Raw genomic sequence first — 23,712 nt, 5'->3', positions numbered from 1 at the left:
AATGAGCCACCAGAATCTGCTCTGTCTTCATTTCGGACCATGCGCTCGAGAATCTACACTCCTCTCGTTATATGGGGTATTTGTTCGCTGCTGGCGATTGCCTTCGTCGCGGCGAGTGGCGCCGCGGCCGTGCTCGATCACCGCAATTGGTGGCTCAAGCTGGCGGCCCTCCTCGGTTTGCTTGGCGGCGTCAGCTGGCTGGTTCGCCGTTGCCGTGAGGAGCGATTCGAGCCGCCGGAGATCCTGCTTTCTGTCGTCCCCCCGTTTGACAGCAGCGACGATTCCGGTTGGGAGCTGCAGGCCAACAACGAGCTCGATGTGCCGCCTGTCGAGGGCGACAGCAGCATGCTTGCCGATGCTGTCCCGGCGAGCGATGGCGTGCCGGGGTTGCCGGCCCAGCCGCAGCCAGAGCGCCGTGACGCCGAGGTCGCTACGGTCCTCGAACTCGCCGAGATCATGCTCTGCTTCGGGCGCGCCCGAGGCGCAGAGCAGGCGCTGGAGGGCTTTGTCAGCGCCCACCCCTTGGCGGCGCTGACGCCCTGGCTGAAACTCCTCGAACTCTATCGACAGAATGGGCAGCGTCAGCCTTTCGAAGCGCTGGGCCAGCGACTCAGACGCCACTTCAACGTGGCTTCGCCAGAATGGGAGTCGCTCGGCGAAGCCTTTGAAGCGCTGGCTTTTGTTGGCGAAGAAAGGAGCGCATCGATCGACCAGCTGCTGCCGCAGCTGCCAACGCTTGGCGGAGTGGCACGCATCAGCACGGAGATTTCACGCACCTGGGGCTCGCCAGAATGCCTGATTTACCTGAACAAACTCCTGCGCGACAACCGCAATGGCGAGCGACAAGGTTTTACCGCTGGGGCGGTGCGCGAGCTGCTATGGCTGATCGGCAGCATGGAAAGTCGCCTCGCTCGCACCGCTTGAACCAGCGCCTCGCCCAGCCGCAGCTCCCAGCCACCGTTTGTAGAGGCAGATCATTCCCTGGTGACTGTATATAATGCCAGTCAACGTTGGTGCGGAGGTTGCCATCTTCAGCGCCGTCGAACATGGGATAATTCCGCTCACTCAAGCAAGGGGACTGGCAATGGACGATAACAAGGCAAAGGCGCTGGCAGCAGCGCTGGCCCAGATCGAAAAGCAGTTTGGCAAGGGCTCGATCATGAAAATGGGCGAGGGCAGCGTGGTGACCGATGTCCCGGTGGTCTCCACCGGCTCGCTGGGGCTGGACATTGCACTGGGCATCGGAGGCCTTCCGCGTGGCCGCGTGGTTGAGGTCTATGGCCCGGAATCCTCAGGCAAGACGACCTTGACCCTGCAGGTCATCGCCGAAATGCAGAAGCTTGGCGGTACGGCAGCCTTTATTGACGCCGAACACGCGCTCGACCCGGGCTACGCGCAGAAGCTTGGTGTAAACCTTGACGAACTGCTGATCTCGCAACCCGATACCGGCGAACAGGCGCTGGAAATCGCCGATATGCTGGTGCGTTCTGCCAGTGTCGATGTGGTGGTCATCGATTCGGTCGCCGCGCTGGTGCCGAAGGCCGAAATCGAAGGCGAGATGGGTGATTCCCTGCCCGGCCTGCAAGCGCGCCTGATGAGTCAGGCGCTACGCAAGCTGACGGCCAACATCAACCGCACCAATACCCTGGTGATCTTCATCAACCAGATTCGCATGAAAATCGGGGTCATGTTCGGCAGTCCGGAAACCACCACGGGTGGCAATGCACTAAAGTTTTACGCGTCGGTACGTCTCGACATTCGCCGTATCGGCAGCATCAAGAAGGGCGACGAAGTCGTCGGAAACGAGACCCGCGTCAAGGTCGTCAAGAACAAGGTTGCGCCGCCCTTCCGCGAGGCCGTCTTCGATATCCTCTACGGCGAAGGAACCTCGCGCGAAGGCGAGATCATCGAACTCGGTGTGCTGCACAAACTGGTCGAGAAATCGGGTTCCTGGTATGCCTACAATGGCGAAAAGATAGGCCAGGGCAAGGATAATGCGCGTGAGTATCTGAAGAGCAAGCCGCAGATCGCCGCGGAGATAGAAGCAAAAATTCGTGCCGCCGTTAACGTTCCCTCACCGTCGGCGAAGACGGTCGCCTAGAGCCCCCCGCGATGGGCGACGCTTTGCGCGAGCGGGCTCTGCGGATGCTCGGGCGCCGCGACTACGCGCGGCTTGAGCTTGCCGGCAAGTTGGCGCCGCACGCGGAATCGGCGGAACAGGTGCAAGCCTTGCTCGACGCCCTGAACGCCAGCGGCCTGCTGTCGGATGAGCGTTACGCACTGGCGCGGGTAAGTGCTCGTGCCGGGCGCGTTGGTGACGCGCAACTGGCTCATGAATTGCGATCAAAAGGCGTTGCCGGCGAGCTGGTGAGCGCTGCACTGGCGACGGGCGACGACGAGTTGTCGCGGGCGTGGCGCGTCTGGCAGCGGAAGTTCGCTCGCCAACCAGCGCTGGCCGCCGACGATGTTGTGGCGCGCAGCCGTCAGATGCGCTTTCTGGCCGGCCGCGGGTTTTCCGCTGAAACCATCCGACGCGTCCTGCGCGGCGATCTTGAAGACGATTGAGAAATGTCAGATACGCAGAGCACACTTTCCACGCAGAATCTCAAGAAGTGCTACAAGTCACGTACCGTGGTACACGATGTCTCATTCGAAGTGCTCAGCGGGGAAGTCGTTGGCCTCCTCGGCCCGAATGGCGCCGGCAAGACGACCTGCTTCTACATGGTCGTCGGCCTGGTCGCCTGTGATGGTGGTGACGTTCATCTCGACGGGCAGGCGCTCACGCACTTGCCGATGCACAAGCGTGCCCGACTGGGCGTCTCCTACCTGCCGCAGGAAGCCTCTGTTTTTCGCAAGCTGACGGTCAGCGAAAACATCGAAGCGGTCCTCGAACTGCAGAAGCTGTCGGCCGACGAAGTCGAGGCGCGTACCGTGGAGCTGCTCGACGAGCTGCATATCGGGCACCTTCGTCGCAGTCCGGCGACCTCACTCTCCGGTGGAGAGCGTCGGCGCGTCGAGATCGCGCGTGCCCTGGCCACCGGGCCTCGTTTCATTCTGCTTGATGAGCCCTTCGCTGGCGTGGACCCGATCGCCGTGCTCGATATCCAGAAGATCATCCGTTTTCTCAAGGAGCGCGGCATCGGCGTGTTGATCACCGATCACAACGTGCGCGAAACCCTTGGCATTTGTGATCACGCCTATATCATCAACGAAGGGAGCGTTCTGGCCGCTGGCCGGCCCGAGGAAATCATTTATAATGAAAACGTCCGGAAGGTATATCTGGGTGAGAATTTCCGCCTCTGAGCCCGCCGGTTTTTCAGCCACAATTCGAGAACCCTATGGGCAGTTTCCCGACCACAATGCGGCGACTTCCCCGGTTCTGTAAATGAAACCGTCCCTCCAGCTCAAGCTTACCCAGCATCTTGCCCTGACCCCACAGCTCCAGCAATCGATTCGGCTGCTGCAATTGTCGACGATCGAACTCGAACAAGAGCTCGAAAAGTACTTGCTGGAGAACCCGTTGCTTGAGCGCGAGGAGGAGTACGCGCGGACCGAGGCACCAACGAACGGTAGCGAGGAAGCGGCCGCCGATCCGGTGGCGGCGGACGAGCACGCAGAACGTCCGGAACTCTCCGAGCACAGTGAACAATCGTTCTCCGACGACGACGCCTGGCCCGGTGACGAAAACAGCCAGCACAGTTCAACGGCTTCTGTCGACGACGAAGACAGCGATTATCAGGATGTCCAGGCAGCGACGGTTTCCCTGCGCGAACACCTGCTGTGGCAACTCGGCCTGATGACGCTGCCCGACCGCGACCGCGTGCTGGTACGCTGCCTGGTCGATGCGCTGGATGACGACGGCTATCTCACCCAGTCGCTGGCGGAGCTTTCGGAAACCATGCCGGCGGAGCTGGAGATCGAGCCTGAAGAACTGCAGATTGCGCTCAAGCACCTGCAGCATTTCGACCCCACCGGGGTCGGCGCACGCAGCGCACAGGAGTGCCTGTCGTTACAACTCGAAGCCTTGCCCGCAGGTCCGACGCGTAAGCTGGCGCTGGAGATCGTCCGTCACTGTCTGGATCTATTGGCCAGTCACGACTTTGTCAAGCTCAAGAAGCAGACGGGTTGCGACGACGATGCACTACGTGCGGCACATCTGTTGATCTGCAGCCTGAATCCAAGGCCAGGCGCAGCGTACGCTTCGGCGGACACTCGCTACATCTCGCCCGACGTGGTGGTGCGCAAAGTGCGGGGGCAGTGGTCGGTCAGCGTCAACGCCGATGCCTTTCCACGTCTGCGAATCAATAGTCTCTACGCTCAGATCCTCTCCCGGCAACGGGGCTCCGGGCTTGCCGGCCAGCTCCAGGAAGCGCGCTGGTTGATCCGCAATGTGCAACAACGGTTTGACACGATCCTGCGTGTGGCGCAGGCTATCGTCGAACGTCAGCGTCAGTTTCTTGACCACGGTGAAGTCGCGATGCGGCCACTGGTCTTGCGTGAAATTGCCGATGTCCTGGGGCTGCACGAATCGACCATCTCGCGGGTAACCACGCAGAAGTACATGGCAACGCCGCGCGGGATTTTTGAACTGAAGTATTTTTTTGGCAGTCACGTCGGCACGGACGCTGGCGGGGCATGTTCAGCAACGGCCATTGGTGCGTTGATCAAGCAGCTGATCAGCACCGAAGAACCGAAGAAACCTCTTTCGGATAGCCAGATATCCGAAGTCCTTGGCCAGCAGGGCATTGTCGTTGCACGGCGAACAATTGCGAAATACCGTGAGGCGCTCAATATTCCGTCGGTCAACCTACGCAAGTCCATTTAGAAGAAGGAGCCACATCATGAACCTGCAAGTCAGTGGACACCACCTCGAGATTACTCCAGCACTGCGCGATTACGTCACCGCCAAACTCGAGCGGATCACCCGTCATTTCGATAACGTGATAGACGTGAACGTGATTCTGTCGGTGGAAAAACTGAAGCAGAAAGCAGAAGTGACCGTTCACCTGGCTGGCAAAGACGTCTACGTGGAAACGGTCGATGAGGACCTTTATGCCGCCGTGGATGCCCTCGCCGACAAGCTCGAGCGCCAGGTCCAGAAGTACAAGCAGAAGTTGCAGGATCATCACCGCGGGAGCAAGATCATCGACCACATCGTCGTCGAGTGATTGATGTTTCGTCGGCGCACGGCAGGCTCGGCAGCAATCGCCGGCCAGTCCGTGCGCTTTCCAGTTTGAATTAATCCACGTCAGCCTTTTTCGGGTTTTTGTCGCATGAGCCAGATTACCCAGTTACTTCCCCTTGAAAATATCATTCTTGATCTTGACGCAAGCAGCAAGAAACGCGTCTTTGAACACGTGGGCCTCCTTTTCGAAAACTATCTCGGCATTGCGCGCAGTGCTGTGTTCGACAGCCTGTTCGCGCGCGAGAAGCTTGGTTCGACCGGGCTTGGCCAGGGCGTGGCCATTCCGCATGGCCGTATCAAAGGCCTGAAAGATGCCACGGGTGCTTTCCTACGTCTGGCTGCGCCGGTGCCCTTCGATTCCCCGGACGGCAAGCCGGTTTCACTTTTGTTCGTCCTGCTGGTTCCCGAAGTTGCCACCGAACAGCATCTACAAATCCTCTCCGAATTGGCACAGCACTTTTCCGACCGCACGTGCCGCGAGGCTCTTGCCAGTGCCATCGACGCGAATTGTGTTCGCCAGATCTTTGCCGGCGGAACATGAGTGCCCTGCGCCAGTTCAGCGTAATTCAGCTGTATGAAGATCACCGCGAGAAGCTGAAGCTGTCCTGGGTTGTGGCAGTCGGCGTTGACCGCCAGATCGCGCTCAAAGAGCAGAGTAATTATGGTGCTGACGTCGTCGGTCATCTCAACCTGATTCACCCGGAACGGCTACAGGTTATCGGCCGTGCCGAGCATGCCTGGGCGCAACGCGTCACCGTGGACCGCCTGCGCCAACAGGTGCGGGAACTGATGGCGGCGAGGCCACCGGCGCTGATCATCGCCGACAATCTGGACATCCTGGCGGAGATTCGCGACGCTTGCGAGTCCACGCAAACGCCGCTGTTTGTCAGCTCGAAGCCCTGTTCGGCGGTCATCGACTTGCTGCGCATCTATCTTTCGCGCCGCCTGGCCGGTTCGACGTCGGTGCATGGCGTGTTGATGGATGTGTTCGGAATGGGTGTCCTGATTACCGGCGATTCCGGTGCCGGCAAGAGCGAATTGGCATTGGAGCTGATTTCACGCGGCCACGGTCTGGTCGCCGACGATGTCGTTGAGCTGGCATGTATCGCCCCGACGACGATCGAAGGACGTTGCCCGAGTATGTTGCGTGACTATCTGGAAGTGCGTGGACTTGGCTTGCTCAACATCCGTACAATTTTCGGCGAGACGGCATCGCGCCGGAAAATGAAGCTCAAATTGATTGCCCATCTGCAGAGGCCGCTGAGCAGCAGCGATGGCCCGCGCCTGCCTCTCGATGCCCAGTCGCAGGACATCCTCGGTGTGTCAATACGCAAGGTCGTCATCCCGGTCGCCGCCGGTCGGAACATTGCGGTTCTGCTCGAAGCTGCGGTCCGCAACAGCATCCTGCAGCTACGCGGGATCGATAGCATGGGCGACTTTATCGATCGCCAGCAGCAGGCGCTGCTTGACGAAGATCTTTAGCAGTGGCCTAATCACAGCGTTTCCTCAACCTAGGAGAAATTCCGATGAAAGCTTTGATCGCTATTGTCGCTCTTGTCTTCGCCTCCAGCGGCGCTCTTGCTGCCGACGAAAAGAAGGAACCCTCTGCAGCCCAGAAGGCACAACAGGAGAAGATGACCTTCTGTAACGCTGAGGCCAAGACCAGGGCTTTGAGCGGCGACGAGCGCAAGCAATTCATGAGTAATTGCCTCAAGAAAGCGCCGGCCGTGGCGACTCCGGAAGCAGTCCCGGCAGCTGCAGCGCCTGCCAAGACGAGTCAGCAGGACAAGATGACGGACTGCAACGCCAAGGCTGGCAGCAAGGCGCTCAAGGGTGACGAGCGCAAGGCCTTCATGAGCGAGTGCCTCAAGGGCTAGCCAAGCGGCATGCGGGCGTCGCTCTTCGGCGCCAGCTCTCAGGCCGCAGCCGGCTTTTTTTTTGCTGTCGCTGGTTGCAGGCCGGCGTTTCGGGGTTTTGCGTCGCGCTGACCTTTCTTCATCAGCGTCGTCAGCGGCCAGCTTGCCAAGCAGATTGCCCGGCGTGGCGGTGTGAATGTGGTCCCTTGGAAGGCTGACCACGTAGGCCTCGCGGCGGGGCTGACGGAGTTTTCCCAGGTGCTTATCAGCCTCCTGCGCCGTTGCATATAGGCTGCCAAGAAAAGCGTTACACGCCGCCCACCGCCCCGCGGGCGTACGCAACACGACAACCGGGCGGCCGCCGTCGACAAAGGCCAGGAGGCAATTCGAATAACGGTCGGCCCAGGAAGCGGCCACCAGGTCCATGGCCTCGGGTCGCGGCACGCACGCGGCGACCAACGCGTCTAGCGGGGAATCATGCTCGGAACGAACAATTGCCGGGAAGTAAAGGTGAGCAGCTTGTCTGGCGAGCGATGTCATGACTTTGAGCTTCTAACACGCTCGGCTGCATTTGTAAAATCTGCCGCGTACGACGAGCGCACCGTTGTACAGTTCTTCTCTGAGCCCCATCGACATGCAAGTTAGCGCGTTCGACGTTCTAATAGTGGGTGGAGGCCTGGCGGGTCTCTCGCTGGCTTGTGCGCTGCGTGACACCCGCCTCAGGCTTGGCCTGGTCGAGCAACGTCCCCCGCAGAGGCCTGCGGGCTGGGATGCGCGCGTTTATGCGGTTTCGCCGGCCAATGCCGCCTTCCTGCGGGAGATCGGCGCATGGAAGCACATGGCCGTCGAGCGCATTGCCCCGCTTCACGCCATGCAGATTTTCGGTGACGGTGACGCCGAGCTTGACTTTTCGGCCTATGAGACGGGCATCCCGGAGCTTGGCTGGATTTTGGAGTCGTCGCTGATGGCCTGCGAACTCTGGGAGAACGCCAAGCGGCAGGGCAATCTCAGCCTGTGTTGCCCGGCCGCGCCGCAGTCGTTGGCAATTACCTCCGAGGCATCCGTGCTGACCCTTTCCAACGGCGACACACTTTCGGCCAAGTTGTTGGTTGGCGCCGATGGAAGGGATTCATGGGTACGCGAAGCGCTTGAGCTGCCGGCAATCAACACCGCGTATGGCGAGATGGGTCTGGTGGCCAATTTCGAATGCGGGCGCCCGCATGGCGGTATTGCCCGGCAGTGGTTTCGTGCGGACGGGGTCCTTGCCTGGCTGCCGCTGCCCGGAAATCGTATCTCGATCGTCTGGTCTACCCCCGACGAGAACGCCAGGAGGTTGCTCGCGATGTCTGCCGAGGATTTGTGCGCCCGGGTCGCAGCTGCCGGCAGCCACCAGTTGGGAGCCCTGCAATTGCTCACTCCTCCCGCGGCGTTTCCGCTGCGCCTGATGCAGGTGCCGCGAATCGTCGCCCCCAGGCTGGCGCTGGTTGGCGATGCAGCACATGGCATCCACCCGCTCTCCGGCCACGGCATCAATCTTGGCTATCAAGATGCCAAAGTGCTTGCGCGCCTGCTCGCCGGGACGCCCGACTGGAAGGACATTGGCAACGAGCGCCTGCTCCTGCGCTATCAACGCGAACGGCGGGAGGAAACCCTGCTTATGCAGACGACTACGCACGCTTTGCACAAACTCTTCCACGACGACTTCCCCGGCCTCAGGCCTTTGCGCAACCTGGGAATGAACCTGGCGAACGCTTTGCCAGTCCTAAAGAACTCTCTTGTGCGCTACGCAATCGGCGCCTTCTGAAACACCCCTACCTAAACCCGGAGAAACCAGATGTATATGAAATTCGTGCCATTTGTTGTCGTCGCTGCCGCGCTCAGCCTGCCCACCCTGGCAGATGAGGCAAGCGTCAAGAAGGCACTCGAAGCAAAGCTCGGTGCTCCGGTCACCAGCGTCACCAAAACGCCTTATCTGGGGCTCTATGAAGTGTATGCGGATGGCCAGATCGTTTACACGGACGAGAAGGCTTCGGCCTTGCTGGTCGGCTCCCTGATTGATGGCAAGACGATGAAGAACGTGACCAGCGAGCGGATGCAGAAGCTCACCGCGATCAAGTTTTCGGATCTTCCCCTGACGCATGCGATCAAACAGGTACGCGGTGATGGCAAGCGCGTCTTCGCGAGCTTCGAGGATCCGAACTGCGGCTACTGCAAGAAATTGGCAAGAGACCTTGCCAAGCTGGACAACGTCACCGTCTATACCTTTCTCTACCCGATCCTGTCGCCCGATTCACTGGAAAAGTCCAATCAGATCTGGTGTTCGGCTGACAAGGTCAAGGCGTGGAACGATTGGATGATTGACGGCAAGGCGCCGGGCGGTAAGGGCGATTGCGACACCACAGCGGTGAAGAAGAGCGTCGAAATGGGCCGTAAGTTGGCCATCAATGGCACGCCGACGATCTTCTTTGCGGATGGCGAGCGTATCCCCGGTGCAATCCCTCTTGCCAAGATCGAGGAAAAGCTTGCCGAGGCGCCTAGCCCCACCAACTAGCCACGGAGGTTGGTGCCCGATGGCCTGCTGTCGGCGGCGACCAGCCCGCGTCGGCGCTGCGGTGCAGCGGTGGTGGAGCGCGTTCGTTCAGCGCTCGGTCAAGGTCAGCAGAATGTCAGCGTACCAGGCGCAATTGAGCCCAAGTGCCTCGTCCTGGTTCGGGTCGCGGAAACCGACATCGAGGCGGGCGGAGTGGACGCCGAGAAGCATCCACGGCAAATCGCTGGACGCGAAATCCTGTGCCGCGACGCGCATGACCACCGGCGCACCGCTGGTCCCGCGGTGTGTGCGGGCGTCGGTAAGGAAGTAGCCTTCCCCCTGAAAACGGAGCCCGAACGAAGATGCAACGATTGCCTGGCGTACCACCGGCATGTGGTGCAGGCTGTCCTGGAAGCCCAGCGGGAAGCCTACCACCAGCAATGAGCTGCCTACTTCCACCTGATCGAAGCGCTCCGGCAGATGGCGTGGGGTAAAGGCACGGTATACCCCCGTTTTCGGCAGCGCGGCGCCATCGATCGCGACCACCGCGACGTCGATCGCGCCGGCCATATCGAGGCCTTGCCGCCAGACGCGCTGACCGTAAGCGTACAGCGGAATCGAGAATGCGGTCGACTCGGCGAGATTGTCCGGGTTGATATGCAACTCGATCTCGATGCGATCGGGGGTGTGCTGGCTAGGTTCGTCGAACAGCACGTGCCGGCTGGTGACCAGGAACAGCTGCTCATCACGCCTGAAGAAGAAGCCGCTGGCGTTGGTCAGCGCTTGCTGCTGAAGAAAGGTCGTGATGCGCGTGGCGGCAAGGAGGATGGATTCGATCATTGCCAGGCTGCTGCCGGTTCAAGGGTCGATTGCGTGACGGCCAAGAAGGCAAAGCGAGCCGAAGGAGCGCGGGCGGGGCTGATCACTAAAAGCGCTGACAGTTCGCGCTGGCCCGTGGCGAGACGCTGCCATATTTTCCATCCGCCGGCCTTGTGGATCGGCAAACGCCCTGGGTAGGCAGGTCGGAAGGCGCGAAGGGGACCACAAAAGTCCCCTTCGTTTCGCGCACTGCGCTGTGTTCGCAGGTGCTGTGGCAACGCGCTGGTAAGGTCGTGTGTTGGTGTGTGCCGAGCGCCCTAGTTGTTGCCGTTATCCAGGAAGCTGCGCAACTTGTCCGAACGCGACGGGTGGCGTAGTTTGCGCAGGGCCTTGGCCTCGATCTGCCGTATTCGCTCGCGGGTGACGTCGAACTGCTTGCCGACCTCCTCGAGGGTATGGTCGGTATTCATTTCGATACCGAAGCGCATGCGCAGCACCTTGGCTTCACGCGGTGTCAAGGTATCCAGTACGTCTTTGGTAATGAAGCGCAGGCTTGAGTAGAGGGCGGCCTCGGTAGGTGCAAGGGTTGCCTGATCCTCGATAAAATCGCCCAGATGCGAGTCATCATCGTCGCCGATCGGCGTTTCCATCGAGATCGGTTCCTTGCTGATCTTGAGGATCTTGCGGATTTTCTCTTCCGGCATTTCCATCTTCTTGGCCAGCGTCGCCGGATCGGCTTCGAGGCCGGTCTCCTGGAGAATCTGCCGAGAGATACGGTTCATCTTGTTGATCGTCTCGATCATGTGCACCGGGATGCGGATCGTTCGCGCCTGATCGGCAATCGAGCGGGTGATCGCCTGGCGAATCCACCAGGTGGCGTAGGTTGAAAACTTGTAGCCGCGACGGTACTCGAATTTGTCGACGGCTTTCATCAGGCCGATGTTGCCTTCCTGGATCAGATCGAGGAACTGCAGGCCGCGGTTGGTATATTTCTTGGCGATCGAGATGACCAGACGCAGATTGGCCTCGGTCATTTCGCGTTTGGCGCGACGGGCTTTGGCTTCTCCGGTGGACATCTGCTTATTGATGTCTTTCAGCTCTTTCAGCGGGATCCCGATGCGGTCTTGCAGGGCGAGCAGCTTGCGCTGTTCTTCGGTGATGTTCGGAGCATTGCGTGTGAGGATCGCGGCGTAGGTCTTGCCCGCTGCCGCGATTTCGCTGTCCACCCATTCGAGGTTGAGTTCGTTGCCCGGAAAGACCTTGATGAAATGCGGGCGTGGCATGCGTACGGTGTCCACACAGATCCTCTGGATTTTGCGCTCGCAGCGCCGCGCTTCGTCAACCATCGCCCGCACCGTGTCGCAGAGGCGCTCGATGGTTTTCGAGGTGAAGCGAATACCCATCATTTCGTTCGAGATCTGTTCCTGGAGCATCAGATAGGCTTTGTCCTGCGAGCCCTTGCGGGAGAGCAGAGCGTGCGCCTTGCTGTAGTGCTCCCGAATCAGTTCAAGGCGAGCGAGTCCTTCCGTCCTGAGTTTCAGCAACGAGGCTGCGGCCGCCGCGCCCTCGGTGGATTCGCTGTTGTTGTCGTCGTCGTCTTCGTCGTCATCACTATCGTCACCGTCGTCGGCGTTGTCGCTTTCGTCGGCATTCTCAGCGGAATCTTCCGGGGAGCTTTCCTCTTCGGGGTAAATCAGCCCGTCGATCAACTCCTCGATTCGCATTTCCTCGCGGCTGATCTTGTCGGCGCAACCGAGGATTTCAGCGATCGTTGTCGGGCAGGCCGAGATTGCCTGAACCATGTGTTTCAGGCCGTCTTCGATGCGCTTGGCGATCTCGATTTCGCCTTCGCGGGTGAGCAGTTCCACCGAACCCATCTCGCGCATGTACATGCGCACCGGGTCGGTTGTCCTGCCGAACTCGGAGTCGACGGTGGACAGCGCTTGTTCCGCCTGTTCTTCAACGTCGGCATCGTCTGCCCCGGAAGCTGGTGCAGCGTCCGACATCAGCAGAGTTTCAGCGTCGGGGGCCTCGTCGTAGACCTGGATCCCCATATCGTTGAAGGTACTGATGATGCTCTCGATCTGCTCGGCATCGACGACATCATCGGGTAGATGGTCGTTGATCTCGGCGTAGGTCAGGAAACCGCGCTCCTTGCCGAGCTTGATCAGCGTCTTCAGGCGAGTCTTGCGCGTCTCGTCGTCGATCGGGGGCGGTTGGTTGCCAACCGCCAATAGATCCGCCGCTGCCTTGGCTTTTGCCGCCTTCGTCGCCGTAGTTGCCACCTTTTCCCTTGCCATGACCAATTCCCGGATAGCGTTATGCTGGAAAAACTCTAAATTCTACCATAGCTTACACTGTATGGCTGCCTTTGCTGCGCGCGCTGAGTGCTTGCAGGTACTCCTGTTTTTCTTCGTTCGATAGACCGCCGACACCAAGTTTTTGGATCTTGTCCTGTAGTCGAGTGAACGCGCGTTTGTGCTCACTCTCCTGCAGCTGTGCAAGCGTACCGTCAAATTCGCTGTCGATTTCGTCTTCGGCAAAAGGCTGTTGCATTAGTTCAGCTGCCGCGGCGTGCAGCATTGACTCGTCCTCGCTGCCGCGCAGCTTTTCGAGCAAGGCGGGATAGGCCAGTGGTTGCGCGCCGGCGCCGGCAATGGTTGCGCAGAGCAGGCGAATCGCGCGCGCTTCCGGCGCATGCTCGGGGAGCAGTTCGAGTGGCAAGCGGGAAGCCAGGGCGGGATTCTGGAGCAGGAGGCGCAGCAAGGGCCGCAGCAGCGAGGGCGCCTGTCGCGGCGCCCGTGCCGGCGCTGGCTTGACGATTGCACGCAGCGAGCACAGACGTTCCACTTCTGCCTGTGAGAAGCCGCTGACCTGAGCCAGTCGCTTGACCAGTTGCAGCCGCAACAATGGCGACAGCATCCGGCCAAGCAGCGGCTTGGCGTCGGCGACGAGTCTGGCTCGCCCTTCGGCACTGCTCAGATCACAGTGCTGGCTCAGTTCACGCAACAGGAAATCAGAGAGGGGTGTCGCTTCGATGATCATCCGCTGGAAGGCTTCGCCGCCGCGTTTGCGTACCAGGCTGTCGGGGTCCTCGCCTTCCGGCAAGAGGACAAAGCCGATGCTCTTTTGCTCGGGAAGAACTTCGAGGCTGTTCTCCAGTGCTCGCCACGCGGCCTTGCGACCAGCTGCATCACCATCAAAGCAAAACACGACGCGGTCGGCTTGACGGAGAAGCTTTTGCACGTGCATTGGCGTAGTCGCTGTGCCGAGCGTCGCTATCGCGTTGTCGACCCCGTGTTGTGCGAGCGCAATGACGTCCATGTAGCCCTCGACGACGATCACCGTTTCTCGGTCACGTATTGCCGTGCGCGCCTGCGGCAAGCCGAACAACTCGCGGCCTTTTTCGAAGAGGGGGGTTTCGGGCGAGTTCAGATACTTCGGCTCACCCGCGCCAAGGACGCGGCCACCAAAAGCGATCACCTCGCCCTTTTGGCTGATAATCGGAAACATTACCCGGTCACGAAAACGATCGTAGAGGCGGCCTTGCTCGTTCTTGATGACCAGGCCGGCCTGCTGCAGCTCCGGATGGCCATAGTCTTCGAAAGCAGCAGCCAGACCTTGCCCTCCCGCAGGCGCGTAGCCAACGCCGAAGCGGCGGGCTATCTCGCCGCTGACGCCGCGTTCCTTGAGGTAGCGGATTGCGTTTTCCGAGCGCTTGAGTTGTTCGTAGTAGAACTTCGCGGCCTTGCCCATGCTTTCGGCGAGTTGCTGGCGTTGCGGACCGTGCTGCGGTGCGTGCCCTTGATCGTCGGGAAGCTGCAAACCGCAGCGCGCCGCGAGTTCCTTGAGCGCTTCAATGAAGCCGGCCCCGGAGTAGGCCATGATGAAGCCGATGGCGTTGCCGTGCGCGCCGCAGCCGAAGCAGTGGTAGAACTGCTTGCTTGGACTGACGGTGAAAGAGGGTGATTTTTCGCTGTGGAACGGGCAGCAGGCCGCGAAATTGGCACCGGTTTTCTTCAGCGGGACGTAGCTGTCGATCAGGTCGATCAGGTCAACGCGATACAGCAAATCCTGAATGAATGTGTCCGGGATCATCCGGGCTTCCCTCGGACGGGTGGTTGGCGGCCCTGACGGTGGCGTTCAGGCGCCAGCAACAAGGCGCATTTTCACGAGCCGCGAAACCTCGCTCATGTCGGCGCGCCCCGCTAGTCCGGGTCGCAGCTGCGCCATCACCTTGCCCATGTCAGCAGGGCTCGCCGCGCCGGTTTCTGCAATGGCCTGTGCAACTGCTTCGACAATTTCTTCTGTCGACAGGCTCGCTGGCAGGTAGGCGCCGAGGAGTTCGGACTCGAATTGCTCCGCGTCGGCGAGGTCCTTGCGCCCGGCTGCTGCATACTGGGTGATCGAATCCCGGCGTTGCTTGAGCATCTTGCCGATGACAGCGACGATCGCGTCGTCGTCGAGTGTGATGCGCTCGTCGACTTCTCTCTGCTTGATTGCCGCCAGCAGCAGGCGCAAGGTGCTGAGCGTTTTCGCGTCGCGCGCGCGCATCGCTGCCTTGACGTCTTCGTTGATGCGTGTTTTGAGGGTCATCGCCAAGCACCTCCAGGTCTACATAATTGCTGCGCGAAGGCGTTTTTGCGCTCGCCGAATGCGGGCGTTGCAGGAACGCCAAAAGCCGCCCATCTGCAGACAGGCGGCCGTTCAAACGACGCTGACGATCTCTAAAACAGCTTGGGAGGTAGGGTCTGGCTGCGCATGCGCTTGTGATGGCGCTTGACCGCGGCGGCCAGCTTGCGCTTGCGCTCGGCGGTGGGCTTCTCGTAGAACTCGCGCGCTCGCAGTTCGGTCAATAGGCCCGTTTTTTCTACGGTGCGCTTGAAGCGCCGGATGGCAACTTCGAAAGGCTCATTTTCTTTTACACGAATGGCAGGCATAGACTCATCCAAGGTTCAGGTGGGTATGGTACAGCTTAGCCGCGCATTATATACATGCTTGCCGTGCGACGCCAAGCGTCAATTTCGCAATTCAGGATACGCCAGTCTCGCGATGGCTGCTCCGAGGTATCGTTCCTGGATCAGCCCTTCTCGTTTGGCCCCTGTTCTGGCGCCGCTGGTTTTTCGACTTGGGGCCCGGGAGCGATATTCTGCTGGCGGCGGATTCGCACCTCATGGATGCGGCGCCGCGATGCGCGTTCGATTCTTACTTCAAGGCCCTCGAGGACGAGGTGCTCGCCCGCTGTGGGAAGGCGTTCGAGGTGGGTGATCACCCAGAGATTTACCGAGTCATACGGTTTGCCTGCGAGTTCCTGGCCAAAGTGATCTTCCAGGACGCGCAGTTCCGTTATGCCATCGACCAACAGCTCGCTGCCGTTCGGCTTTCCGACGAGCGTCTGATCTGCTTGCGAAGCTTCCGTGTCGTCATGAATTTCGCCGACCAGTTCCTCGAGGATGTCCTCCAGCGTGAAGATACCAAGCAGGCCGCCAAACTCGTTGACAACCACCATCAGGCGCTCCTTGTCTGCTTTCAGTATCCTCAGCAGGCTGTCTACCGGCTGGTTCGGCGGTACGAACAGCGGCTCTCTGCCAGCTTCCTTGAGGGGTTTGTCGAGATTGCCTTGGGCCACCTCGCCAAGGACGCTCTGCAGAGTGATCACCTGGTTGATCTCGTCCGGGTCGCCTGAGTGAAGAGGGATCCGGTAGTGCGAGCTGGCGATGATCTCGTCCAGGGCGTCGCGAATAGAGCGGTTGCCGTCGAGCGAAAAGATCTGGTGGCGGTGCACCATGATGTCGCTGGCGCGTAGCGTGCTGAAATCGAAGATTCGCCGGATCATCATATGCTCGCCTGCCTCGATCGATCCTTCCCGGGTGCCATGGGCGGCTAGGGCGATCAGCTCTGATTCGGTGATGCTTGGATCCTTTGGCGGGCTGCTGAGACTGTCGCATCCATTCGATCAGTCTTTCCATTGCCCAGACCAGCGGGAAGAGCAGTTTGCCAAGAATCTCCAGTGGCGTTGCTGCCAGCAAGGCGACGACTATGGCGTAGCGTGTGGCATAAGTCTTCGGCGTGATCTCGCCAAACACCAGGAGCAACAGGGTGATGACCCCGACGGCGAGGCCGGGGCCGAGGTGGCCGAAATGCTCGGTGGCCACCACTGTGGCCAGGGTCGCGGCGCCCGTGTTTACCAGATTATTGCCGATCAGGATGATGACCAGCGTCCGATTCAGGTTGCTCTTCATGCGATGCAGCGCCCTGGCACCTCGCCGTCCTTCGGCAAGCAGCGACTCGGTGCGTGCCCTGGAGAGTGTGGTGAGGGCGGTTTCGGAACCCGAGAAGAAGGCCGACAGGGTGAGCATGATCAGCAGCAGAAACGCTTCAAACACGGTGAGATGGCTCCCAGAGTTGGCGCGCCCGGCTCGCGATATCCAGAGGCCGGGGTAAGGACTTCCCGGCGTTGATACACTACTTGCAAGGCCGGTGCAATATTGCCGGCTTGAGGCACTGGCCGGATGTTCGGGGCGGTGGATGTGGTGCGCCCGTGTCTGCCGAAGCTGTTGCGCTGTCGAGCTGCGTGCCTTTACCAGGCCGCAAGCTCGTCGACGTTCGCTAATTCTGGCCGCGAAGGCCTTGGCAGCAAAGCGCTAGCTGCGGTGAACGGGCGAGCGGCACCCGGGCTTTCCTCTGCGGCTGTGTCAGCCACGCTAGCGGTCTGCGGGCCAGCTTTGGCGGGTCACGCGCCGTGGGCGCCGCAGTTTGACTTTGGCATCAAACTCGCTGATAATCGCGGGTCGTGCGCAGCTGCGGGCAAGTTCGCATTTGGGCGAAGCAGCTACGGGCGCTTATGCCGCCGCTGAATTGCCGGTGTGGCCGTCAGGAAGCTTGCTGCCGTGGTTTTGTCCGCTCTGGCATCGTGCGCTTTCAAGGGGTTCCGAAGGCGGCATGCAATTTTTCTCGAGGAGTGAAGAATGGATCCAGCACTTTGGATAGAGCTGGCGGTTTTTGTCGTCCTGCTGGTGTTTTCGGGTTTCTTCTCGAGCACCGAAACCGCGCTGTTTTCTCTGAGTTCTTTCCACCTTGATCAGATGCGCAAGGCCAAGAACCCGCGCATCGATCTCATCGAGCGTTTGCGCAGCGAGCCACGCCGGCTGATTGTCACCATTCTGATTGGCAACGAATTTGTCAATGTCGCCGCTTCGGTGATCTCTGCCGCAGTGATCATCAAGCTGTTCGGCGCCGAGAACGACATGCTCAATCTCCTGGTCATGGTGCCGATCCTGCTGCTGTTTGGCGAGATCACCCCCAAGGTCCTGGCGATTCGCAACAACATGGCGTTTGCCAGCTTCCAGGCACGCCCAATCCATCTGTTTGCGCGTCTGATCACCCCGCTGCGCGAAGTGATCCGCCATGTAGCCGAGTTTTTCATCACGCTCATCGTCGGTAAGCAGCGCTCGCAGGGCAATCTGGTTACGGAAGACATGATCCGTACCCTGGTGACCGACGCCGTTGGTGAAGGCGCTCTCGACAGCCAGGAAGCGCGCTACATCGAGAAAATCTTCGACTTCGGCAACAAGTCGCTGCGCGACATCATGCGTCCGCGCTCGGACATCGAATTTTTGTCGGCGGATCTTTCGGTGCCCGAGCTGATTACAGAGATCAAGGCTACCCGTCAGTCACGCTATCCCATTTATCGCGAGCGGCGGGATACCATCCTCGGCATCTTGCACACGCGTGACTTGCTCGGTGTCGACCTCGGCAGGCTGGAGCGCGACCCGCATGCTTTTCGCAAGCTCCTGCGGCAGCCGAACTTCTTCCCTGAGTCCAAGCCGGCGGTCGAGCTGTTCCATACCTTCCGCCAGCGCAAACTCTCGTTCGCGCTGATCGTCGACGAGTACGGCGGTGTCACCGGTCTGGTGACCATGGAGGATTTGTTGGAGTGCGTCTTCGGTGAGATTGCCAGCCCATCGGATAGCGAGGCACCCGACCGGCACATGGTCAGCGAATTCGACGATGGCCGCCGCCTGATCGACGCCGGTATGTCTCTGGAGGAGTTCAACCGCACTTTCGGTGTGACTATCGACTGTGAAGACGCCGAGACAATCGCCGGTGCTTTGCTCGAAGCTTTCGGCGAACTGCCGGCGACGGGCGCGTCGATTGTTCTCTGCGGCATGAAGCTGACGGTCGAGAGCGTCGAATTCAATCGCATCAGCCGGGTGCTGATCGAGCCGCCGGCAGTGGCGTCGACGGCTGGCGCGGTTGATAGCACTGAGGTGGGGGCCGCGGTCGAAACCGCCGGGACCAGTGGCGGGGAGCCCGGCGACCAAGCCGCGGCAAGGGATGCGAACAGCGGCCCAGTCGAGCCGCCGAAGAAAGCGGAGGGCGTCTAAATGTCCGATATCTGGCTCACTGTTCTGTTCATGTTCGCCTGCCTGATCGCGGAGGCATTTTTTTCCGGCTCGGAACTCGGCATCGTCAGCGCCGACCGCATGAAGCTTCGTCACGATGCGGCTAAGGGCTCACGGGGTGCACGCCTGGCTCTCGATATGCTCGAGAAGCGGCCCGAATGGTTGCTGTCGACGACCCTGGTCGGGACCAATATCGCCGTTGTCGCCAACTCGACGATCACCACGGCGATGATGATCTCCTTGTTTGGCGACGCCGGCGGTTGGATGGCGGTGCTCGTTGTCGCGCCCTTGATCTGGGTATTTGGAGAAATCGTCCCGAAGAGCATTTTTCAGCAGCGCGCCGATGTCATGGCACCGTATCTGATCTACGTGCTGCACTTCTTCTCAATTCTCTTTTCGCCGATCCTGATCTTCTTCGTGACGCTGTCGAAGTTCCTTTCCCGGCTCGCTGGCGGCGCGGAGGAACAAAACCCCTTTACCCTGCGCCAGCAGATTCAGAGCATGGTGCAGATGCCACCGCACGAAGGGGGCGACATCCAGCTGATCGAAAAGAACATGATTCGGCGCATGTTCAATTTCTCGGAGACCACCGTTTCGAAGGTGATGGTGCCCTTGATTGACGTGGACGCGGTCGAGAAGACCTGTACCGTTGCCGAGGCGATTCGCCTGGCTGTGGCCGGCTCGCACATTCGCTTGCCGGTCTTCGACGGGCGTATCGACCGCGTCGTCGGAGTGCTCAACACGATGGATTTGCTGGGCGTGGACGGGTCCGCGTCGATCGAGTCTTACATCAGCCCGACGCAATACGTTCCGGGTAGCAAGAGTGCCGAGTCGATGCTCGTCGAGCTGCGCAAGGATGGCGATGCGATGGCCGTGGTGATGGACGAGTTCGGCGGTGCCGAGGGGATAATCACCATTGAGGACATCATTGAGGAAGTGATGGAGGATATGCAGGACGAGTATGATCGCCAGGAGAAGCCGGCGGAGTGGTTGAAGAAGCTTGGCCACCATGACTACCTGGTCAGCGCCCGGGCCGATCCGGCAATGCTCAATGAAAAGCTGGGGCTGAAGCTGCCGGAGGGCGACTACGATACCTTGTCCGGTCTTCTCCTCGAACATGCGCGCGAAATCCCGAAGGTGGGAACGGTCATCGAAGTGGCGGGTATCAAGTTTACCGTCCAGCGGGCGACGCCACAGGTTGTCCAGGAAGTGCAGATCCTCTGGTAGACCGGGCCAGCCAGCTGGGTGTGGCCCACTGCGCGGGACCATGGGCTGGAAGGCCTCTGCCCGCAGGCGTTCTGGTGATGCTGCTGCGGGTGGCGAGCTACTTGCCTTGATCGCTGACTTCGTCGAGCGGCGTCACGGTGACCGCGACGTCCGGTTCGTGGGCGTCGCCGCCGAGAATCACTCCCCGCAGCGGTGAAACGTCGGCAAAGTCGCGCCCCCAGGCCAGCGTGATGTGCTGGGTGTCTGGCAGGAGGTTGTTGGTCGGGTCGAAGTCGACCCAGCGGCCACCTTCGAGTTCCGGGCAGTACACCGACACCCAGGCGTGTGACGCGTCGGCGCCGACCATCCGTGGTTGGCCAGCTGGCGGGTGGGTGAGCAGGTAACCGCTGACATAGCGCGCCGCCAGGCCCTGTGAGCGCAGGCAGGCCAGCATCAGGTGCGCGAAGTCCTGGCAGACGCCGCGTTTGTCGGCCAGCACCTGCAGTACGGGGGTGGCGATCGTGGTCGCTTCCGGGTCGAACTCCAGATCCTCGTAGATGCAGCTCATCAGTGCCTGAACGGCCTCGAGTAGCGGCCGTTGCGGCGAGAAGCATTTGCTGGCGTAACTCAGGAACTCGTGCTTTACGCGCACGTGCGGCGATTCGAACTGGAAACGGCTGGCGTCGACGAGAACCGGACGCGAGCCATAGGCCAGTGCTTCGCGTACCCTTTCCCAAGCTGGCGAGGACGTCAGGAAACCAGGCCTCTGCCCCGCAGCACCACGAACGGCTTGGCGAGCGGCGTATGGTGCGTCGGCAAGCCGCGTCGACTGTGGGTCAAGCGGCAGGTGCGGCAGCACTTCGATGGTGCTCTGAGCGCGAACGGTGAGGCTGTCGTGCGGAAATTCGATCGCCAGTTCCCGGATCGGATTGCCAAAGCTGTCGTGCCGCTGGCGGCTTGCGCTGACCTCGGGAGCGACCGTGATCTGATGGCTCAGGCAGCGCTGCCAATGGCAATCGCGCGGCGTCAGATGCAGCATCTGGCGCGACAATGAAACCGGGCTCTCGTAGCGGTAGATCGTTTCGTGAACGACGTGATAGCGGCTGGCAGGCAGGTTCGCGGGGGTCATGAGGTGAGTGTGTAGTGACTGACGTCGCTGACGTGGCTGAAATAGCGCATCGCCAGGCGGTCGGAAAGTGCTGCCGCGGCAGTGGCCGCCTGCTCGAGAATCGTCGCCAGTTGCAGGCAGGGGTTGCAAGCGCGGCAATCGCCGAAGCTTTGTCCCTCGAAAAGGCCGAGGTCGAAGGCTTGCAGTCGTTCCTGCGCTTGCCGCAGGGTTTCGTCGCGCGGGCCACCGAGCAGGCGGGCCTGCTGGTCCAGGTAACGGAGCAGGATCTGCAGTTGGAAGGCAACCGAGTGCGGGTTGGCGTCGTCGAAGACGACCAGGTCGAGCGTCGGTAGCAACTCCGGTTGCGTCATGTAAGACGAACGGTAGGTAATGATGCTGTCGGTGAACTCCAGCAACCACTCCAGGCCGCCGGGAGCGCGGGTTGATTCCAGGCGCAGGAACTGCGCGCAGGCTTTGGCGAGGAAGATGAGTCGCTCGATGCGCCGGCCGATGATCAGTAGGCGCCAGCCGTCGTCACGCGTCATGTTGTCCATCGCAAAGCCAGCCAGGGAGGACGAGGCGAGCAGGACCTGGTCGAGAAAAGCAAGCGCGTCGCCAAGTTCCTCGGCTAGCGCTTCGCTGCTGCGCAGCCGGCTGTAGGCCTGCAACTGGTGTTGCAGGCGATTCAGGGCATGCCAGTTATCGAGCGAGAAGCGTTCGCGCACCTGTGCGGCAACCCACAGCAGGCGGCGTAGGTCGCCGGCCAGCCCGGCGCCCCATTCCTTGCCGCAAATCGCAGTCAGCATCAGCGCCTCACGCTGCACCCGCGAGGCGGGGACCTTGGCCCCGGCGTTGCTCTCCGGGTCGGCTTCGGCGACGGGCAGGAGCTTCAGCGCCAGGCACAGGTCGAGCGCTGAACTCAGCGCCGGGGCGGCGTCGTCGCCCGCGTCCACCAGTCGCGCGAGCGCGACGCGCAACAGGCGGGCCGTCTTGTCGCAGCGCTCGGAGTAACGGCCGAACCAGTAGAGATTTTCGACGACTCGCGACGAAAGCTTGAGGCCGCCGCGTACCAGATCGGCTTTGCCGACGGAGTGCTTGAGCAGGCTGAAGGTGTTGACCGCGGCATTGGTGAGCACCCAGGTATCCTTGCTCGATCCACCGCGCTGCATCGAGATGGTGCGCGCGTTCGCTTTTGCCGATACGCGCGTCAGTCCGCCCGGCATCACCACGTGACCAGAGGGCGTGGCGGCGACGTAGACGCGCAGGCCAACGCCGCGCGGCAGCAGGCGTCGTTTGTGGTCCGGGCTCCAGCTTGGCGCCTGCGAGTAATTAACCAGCTCCTGCGCAACGTAGGCCTGCGGCCGCGCGCGAAGACGGGCAATCATTTCGTCGCGGCTGCCAGCGGTCAACTCGTTGCCGAAGAGCGGGTCGAACGTCTGCGAGGGGTAGGCGCCCTTGATGACCAGATGCTCAAGGTTGGCGATGGTATAGTCGAGCGCCTCCTGCTCGCCGCACCACCAGGTGGCTACGGAAGGCATTGCCAGTGGCTCACCAAGCAGCTTTTTACAGGCGCCGGGCAGGAAACCGGGTAGGGCAGCGGACTCGAGGAGGCCGCTGCCGAGGGCGTTGGCGACCAGCACATTGCCAGCGCGCACTGCCTGCAGGAGGCCGGGAATGCCCAGCGCCGAGTCGCCGCGCAGCTCAAGCGGGTCGCAGTAGTCGTCGTCGAGCCGGCGCATGATGGCGTGCACACGGCGCAAGCCGTTGAGTGTCTTCAGGTAGACGCATTCGCCACGCACCGTCAGGTCCTGCCCTTCGACCAGTGGAAAAGCGAGATAGCGCGCGAGGTAGGTGTGCTCGAAATAGGTTTCGTTGTAGGGGCCTGGCGTCAACAGCACGATCAGTGGCGGCTCGTCGCCGTGCGGTGCCCAATGCGCCAGGGCTTGCTGAAATTTGCGGAAGAACGAAGCCAGGTGCTGGACGTGCAGGTCGCGGAACTGTTCTGGAAAGAGGCGGCCAATGATGGTCCGGTTTTCGAGCGCATAGCCCGCGCCGGATGGCGTCTGGGTGCGGTCTGCGATGACCCACCAGCGGCCATCCGGCGAACGCGCAAGATCGGCGGCGTAGAGGTGCAGGTAGGTGTCGCCGAGTGGTTTGATGTCCTGACATGGCCAGAGATAATTGTTGTGCCCGTAGATCAGTGCCGCTGGCACGATGCCGTCCCTGAGCAATGTCTGTTCGCCGTAAAGGTCGCGCAGCACGGCGTTGAGCAGGCGCGCACGTTGCTGCACAGCGCTGGCTATCGCCTGCCACTCGTCGGGGCAGAGAATCAGCGGCAGAGGATCAAGTTCCCACGGCCGGTCTGCGCCTTCGGGATCCGCATAGACGTTGTAGGTGACGCCGTTTTCGAGGATGCGCCGGCGCACGTAGTCGAGGCGGTGACGCATCTGTTCGGGCGTCGCCGCCTCCAGGTGCGCAAAGAATGGCTGCCAGGCGCGGCGGATGCTGCCATCTTCGGCAAGCATTTCGTCGAAGCGATCAGGCGTCTGCGGATAGGTCGACAGCAAGGATCTTGGCATCAAGCAAACAGGCCCGGGAGTTAG

General features: G+C 60.9%; 21 protein-coding genes and 1 pseudogene. 13 read left to right on the top strand and 9 right to left on the bottom strand.

From position 1 onward, the window contains the following. The first annotated feature begins 39 nt into the window (after positions 1–39). The 11 genes from E4Q23_RS08480 to E4Q23_RS08430 all read left to right on the top strand — a co-directional run bounded on the left by E4Q23_RS08480 (position 40) and on the right by E4Q23_RS08430 (position 9,592). Entirely contained in the window at positions 40–924 is an 885-nt protein-coding gene (locus E4Q23_RS08480; RefSeq protein WP_169066237.1) for a type IV pilus assembly protein FimV, read from the top strand. Positions 925–1,084: 160 nt separating this feature from the next. Beyond that, a complete protein-coding gene (gene recA / locus E4Q23_RS08475; protein WP_169066236.1) occupies positions 1,085–2,101 on the top strand; it encodes a recombinase RecA in 1,017 nt (338 codons plus the stop codon). Between the two features lie 11 nt (positions 2,102–2,112). Next, entirely contained in the window at positions 2,113–2,565 is a 453-nt protein-coding gene (gene recX / locus E4Q23_RS08470; RefSeq protein WP_169066235.1) for a recombination regulator RecX, read from the top strand. Between the two features lie 3 nt (positions 2,566–2,568). After that, entirely contained in the window at positions 2,569–3,303 is a 735-nt protein-coding gene (lptB, locus tag E4Q23_RS08465; RefSeq protein ID WP_169066234.1) for an LPS export ABC transporter ATP-binding protein, read from the top strand. An 82-nt stretch (positions 3,304–3,385) separates the two neighbouring features. Continuing rightward, positions 3,386–4,825, top strand: coding sequence for an RNA polymerase factor sigma-54 (locus tag E4Q23_RS08460; RefSeq protein ID WP_169066233.1), 1,440 nt, complete (start codon positions 3,386–3,388; stop codon positions 4,823–4,825). Positions 4,826–4,841: 16 nt separating this feature from the next. Beyond that, entirely contained in the window at positions 4,842–5,168 is a 327-nt protein-coding gene (gene hpf, locus E4Q23_RS08455; protein ID WP_169066232.1) for a ribosome hibernation-promoting factor, HPF/YfiA family, read from the top strand. Positions 5,169–5,273: 105 nt separating this feature from the next. Beyond that, positions 5,274–5,726 (top strand): PTS IIA-like nitrogen regulatory protein PtsN, encoded by a 453-nt coding sequence (ptsN, locus tag E4Q23_RS08450; protein WP_169066231.1) that lies wholly within the window; start codon positions 5,274–5,276, stop codon positions 5,724–5,726. A 5-nt stretch (positions 5,727–5,731) separates the two neighbouring features. Further along, complete coding sequence (gene hprK, locus E4Q23_RS08445) at positions 5,732–6,667, top strand: HPr(Ser) kinase/phosphatase (RefSeq protein WP_169066266.1); 936 nt, start codon at positions 5,732–5,734, stop codon at positions 6,665–6,667. 44 nt (positions 6,668–6,711) lie between these two features. Then, the gene (locus tag E4Q23_RS08440; RefSeq protein WP_169066230.1) at positions 6,712–7,062 is read left to right on the top strand and encodes a PsiF family protein; all 351 of its coding nucleotides are present in this window, start codon (positions 6,712–6,714) and stop codon (positions 7,060–7,062) included. 613 nt (positions 7,063–7,675) lie between these two features. Further along, positions 7,676–8,845: a UbiH/UbiF family hydroxylase gene (locus E4Q23_RS08435; RefSeq protein ID WP_169066229.1), complete on the top strand. Its 1,170-nt coding sequence runs from the start codon at positions 7,676–7,678 to the stop codon at positions 8,843–8,845. Between the two features lie 30 nt (positions 8,846–8,875). Next, the gene (locus tag E4Q23_RS08430; protein WP_169066228.1) at positions 8,876–9,592 is read left to right on the top strand and encodes a DsbC family protein; all 717 of its coding nucleotides are present in this window, start codon (positions 8,876–8,878) and stop codon (positions 9,590–9,592) included. Positions 9,593–9,679: 87 nt separating this feature from the next. On the opposite strand, the gene E4Q23_RS08425 is transcribed toward E4Q23_RS08430, so the two are convergent. The 7 genes and pseudogenes from E4Q23_RS08425 to E4Q23_RS25165 form a co-directional block, all read right to left on the bottom strand. Continuing rightward, on the bottom strand, positions 9,680–10,411 hold the full coding sequence (locus tag E4Q23_RS08425) for a S1 family peptidase (RefSeq protein ID WP_169066227.1): 732 nt from the start codon (positions 10,409–10,411) through the stop codon (positions 9,680–9,682). Positions 10,412–10,707: 296 nt separating this feature from the next. Further along, positions 10,708–12,690, bottom strand: a complete 1,983-nt coding sequence (gene rpoD, locus E4Q23_RS08420; RefSeq protein ID WP_169066226.1) for an RNA polymerase sigma factor RpoD — start codon at positions 12,688–12,690, stop codon at positions 10,708–10,710. 52 nt (positions 12,691–12,742) lie between these two features. Next, a complete protein-coding gene (dnaG, locus tag E4Q23_RS08415; protein ID WP_169066225.1) occupies positions 12,743–14,488 on the bottom strand; it encodes a DNA primase in 1,746 nt (581 codons plus the stop codon). 45 nt (positions 14,489–14,533) lie between these two features. Beyond that, the gene (locus E4Q23_RS08410; protein ID WP_169066224.1) at positions 14,534–14,986 is read right to left on the bottom strand and encodes a GatB/YqeY domain-containing protein; all 453 of its coding nucleotides are present in this window, start codon (positions 14,984–14,986) and stop codon (positions 14,534–14,536) included. A gap of 131 nt (positions 14,987–15,117) precedes the next feature. Continuing rightward, the gene (gene rpsU, locus E4Q23_RS08405) at positions 15,118–15,330 is read right to left on the bottom strand and encodes a 30S ribosomal protein S21 (protein WP_042334924.1); all 213 of its coding nucleotides are present in this window, start codon (positions 15,328–15,330) and stop codon (positions 15,118–15,120) included. A 140-nt stretch (positions 15,331–15,470) separates the two neighbouring features. Next, positions 15,471–16,226 carry a transporter associated domain-containing protein gene (locus E4Q23_RS08400; protein ID WP_248595324.1) on the bottom strand — a complete coding sequence of 252 codons (756 nt, stop codon included), beginning with the start codon at positions 16,224–16,226 and terminating at the stop codon, positions 15,471–15,473. Positions 16,227–16,392: 166 nt separating this feature from the next. Next, positions 16,393–16,749 (bottom strand): annotated as a pseudogene (locus E4Q23_RS25165) (CNNM domain-containing protein); the annotation flags it as partial. A gap of 609 nt (positions 16,750–17,358) precedes the next feature. Here E4Q23_RS25165 and E4Q23_RS08390 point away from each other — a divergent pair. Beyond that, on the top strand, positions 17,359–18,777 hold the full coding sequence (locus E4Q23_RS08390) for a hemolysin family protein (protein ID WP_169066222.1): 1,419 nt from the start codon (positions 17,359–17,361) through the stop codon (positions 18,775–18,777). Continuing rightward, complete coding sequence (locus E4Q23_RS08385) at positions 18,778–20,022, top strand: hemolysin family protein (RefSeq protein ID WP_169066221.1); 1,245 nt, start codon at positions 18,778–18,780, stop codon at positions 20,020–20,022. A gap of 97 nt (positions 20,023–20,119) precedes the next feature. Here E4Q23_RS08385 and E4Q23_RS08380 read toward each other — a convergent pair whose 3' ends face one another. Together E4Q23_RS08380 and E4Q23_RS08375 are read right to left on the bottom strand one after the other, a co-directional pair. After that, positions 20,120–21,130, bottom strand: a complete 1,011-nt coding sequence (locus tag E4Q23_RS08380; protein ID WP_169066220.1) for a transglutaminase family protein — start codon at positions 21,128–21,130, stop codon at positions 20,120–20,122. Continuing rightward, positions 21,127–23,688 (bottom strand): circularly permuted type 2 ATP-grasp protein, encoded by a 2,562-nt coding sequence (locus E4Q23_RS08375; RefSeq protein WP_169066219.1) that lies wholly within the window; start codon positions 23,686–23,688, stop codon positions 21,127–21,129. The genes E4Q23_RS08380 and E4Q23_RS08375 overlap by 4 nt, the downstream gene beginning before the upstream one ends. Positions 23,689–23,712 lie beyond the last annotated feature (24 nt).

It is taken from the genome of Candidatus Accumulibacter phosphatis (genome assembly GCF_012939955.1).
GTDB classification, from domain to species: domain Bacteria; phylum Pseudomonadota; class Gammaproteobacteria; order Burkholderiales; family Rhodocyclaceae; genus Accumulibacter; species Accumulibacter delftensis.
Note: the sequence above shows the minus strand (reverse complement) of the source record. Positions and strands in the feature narration are given on the sequence as shown.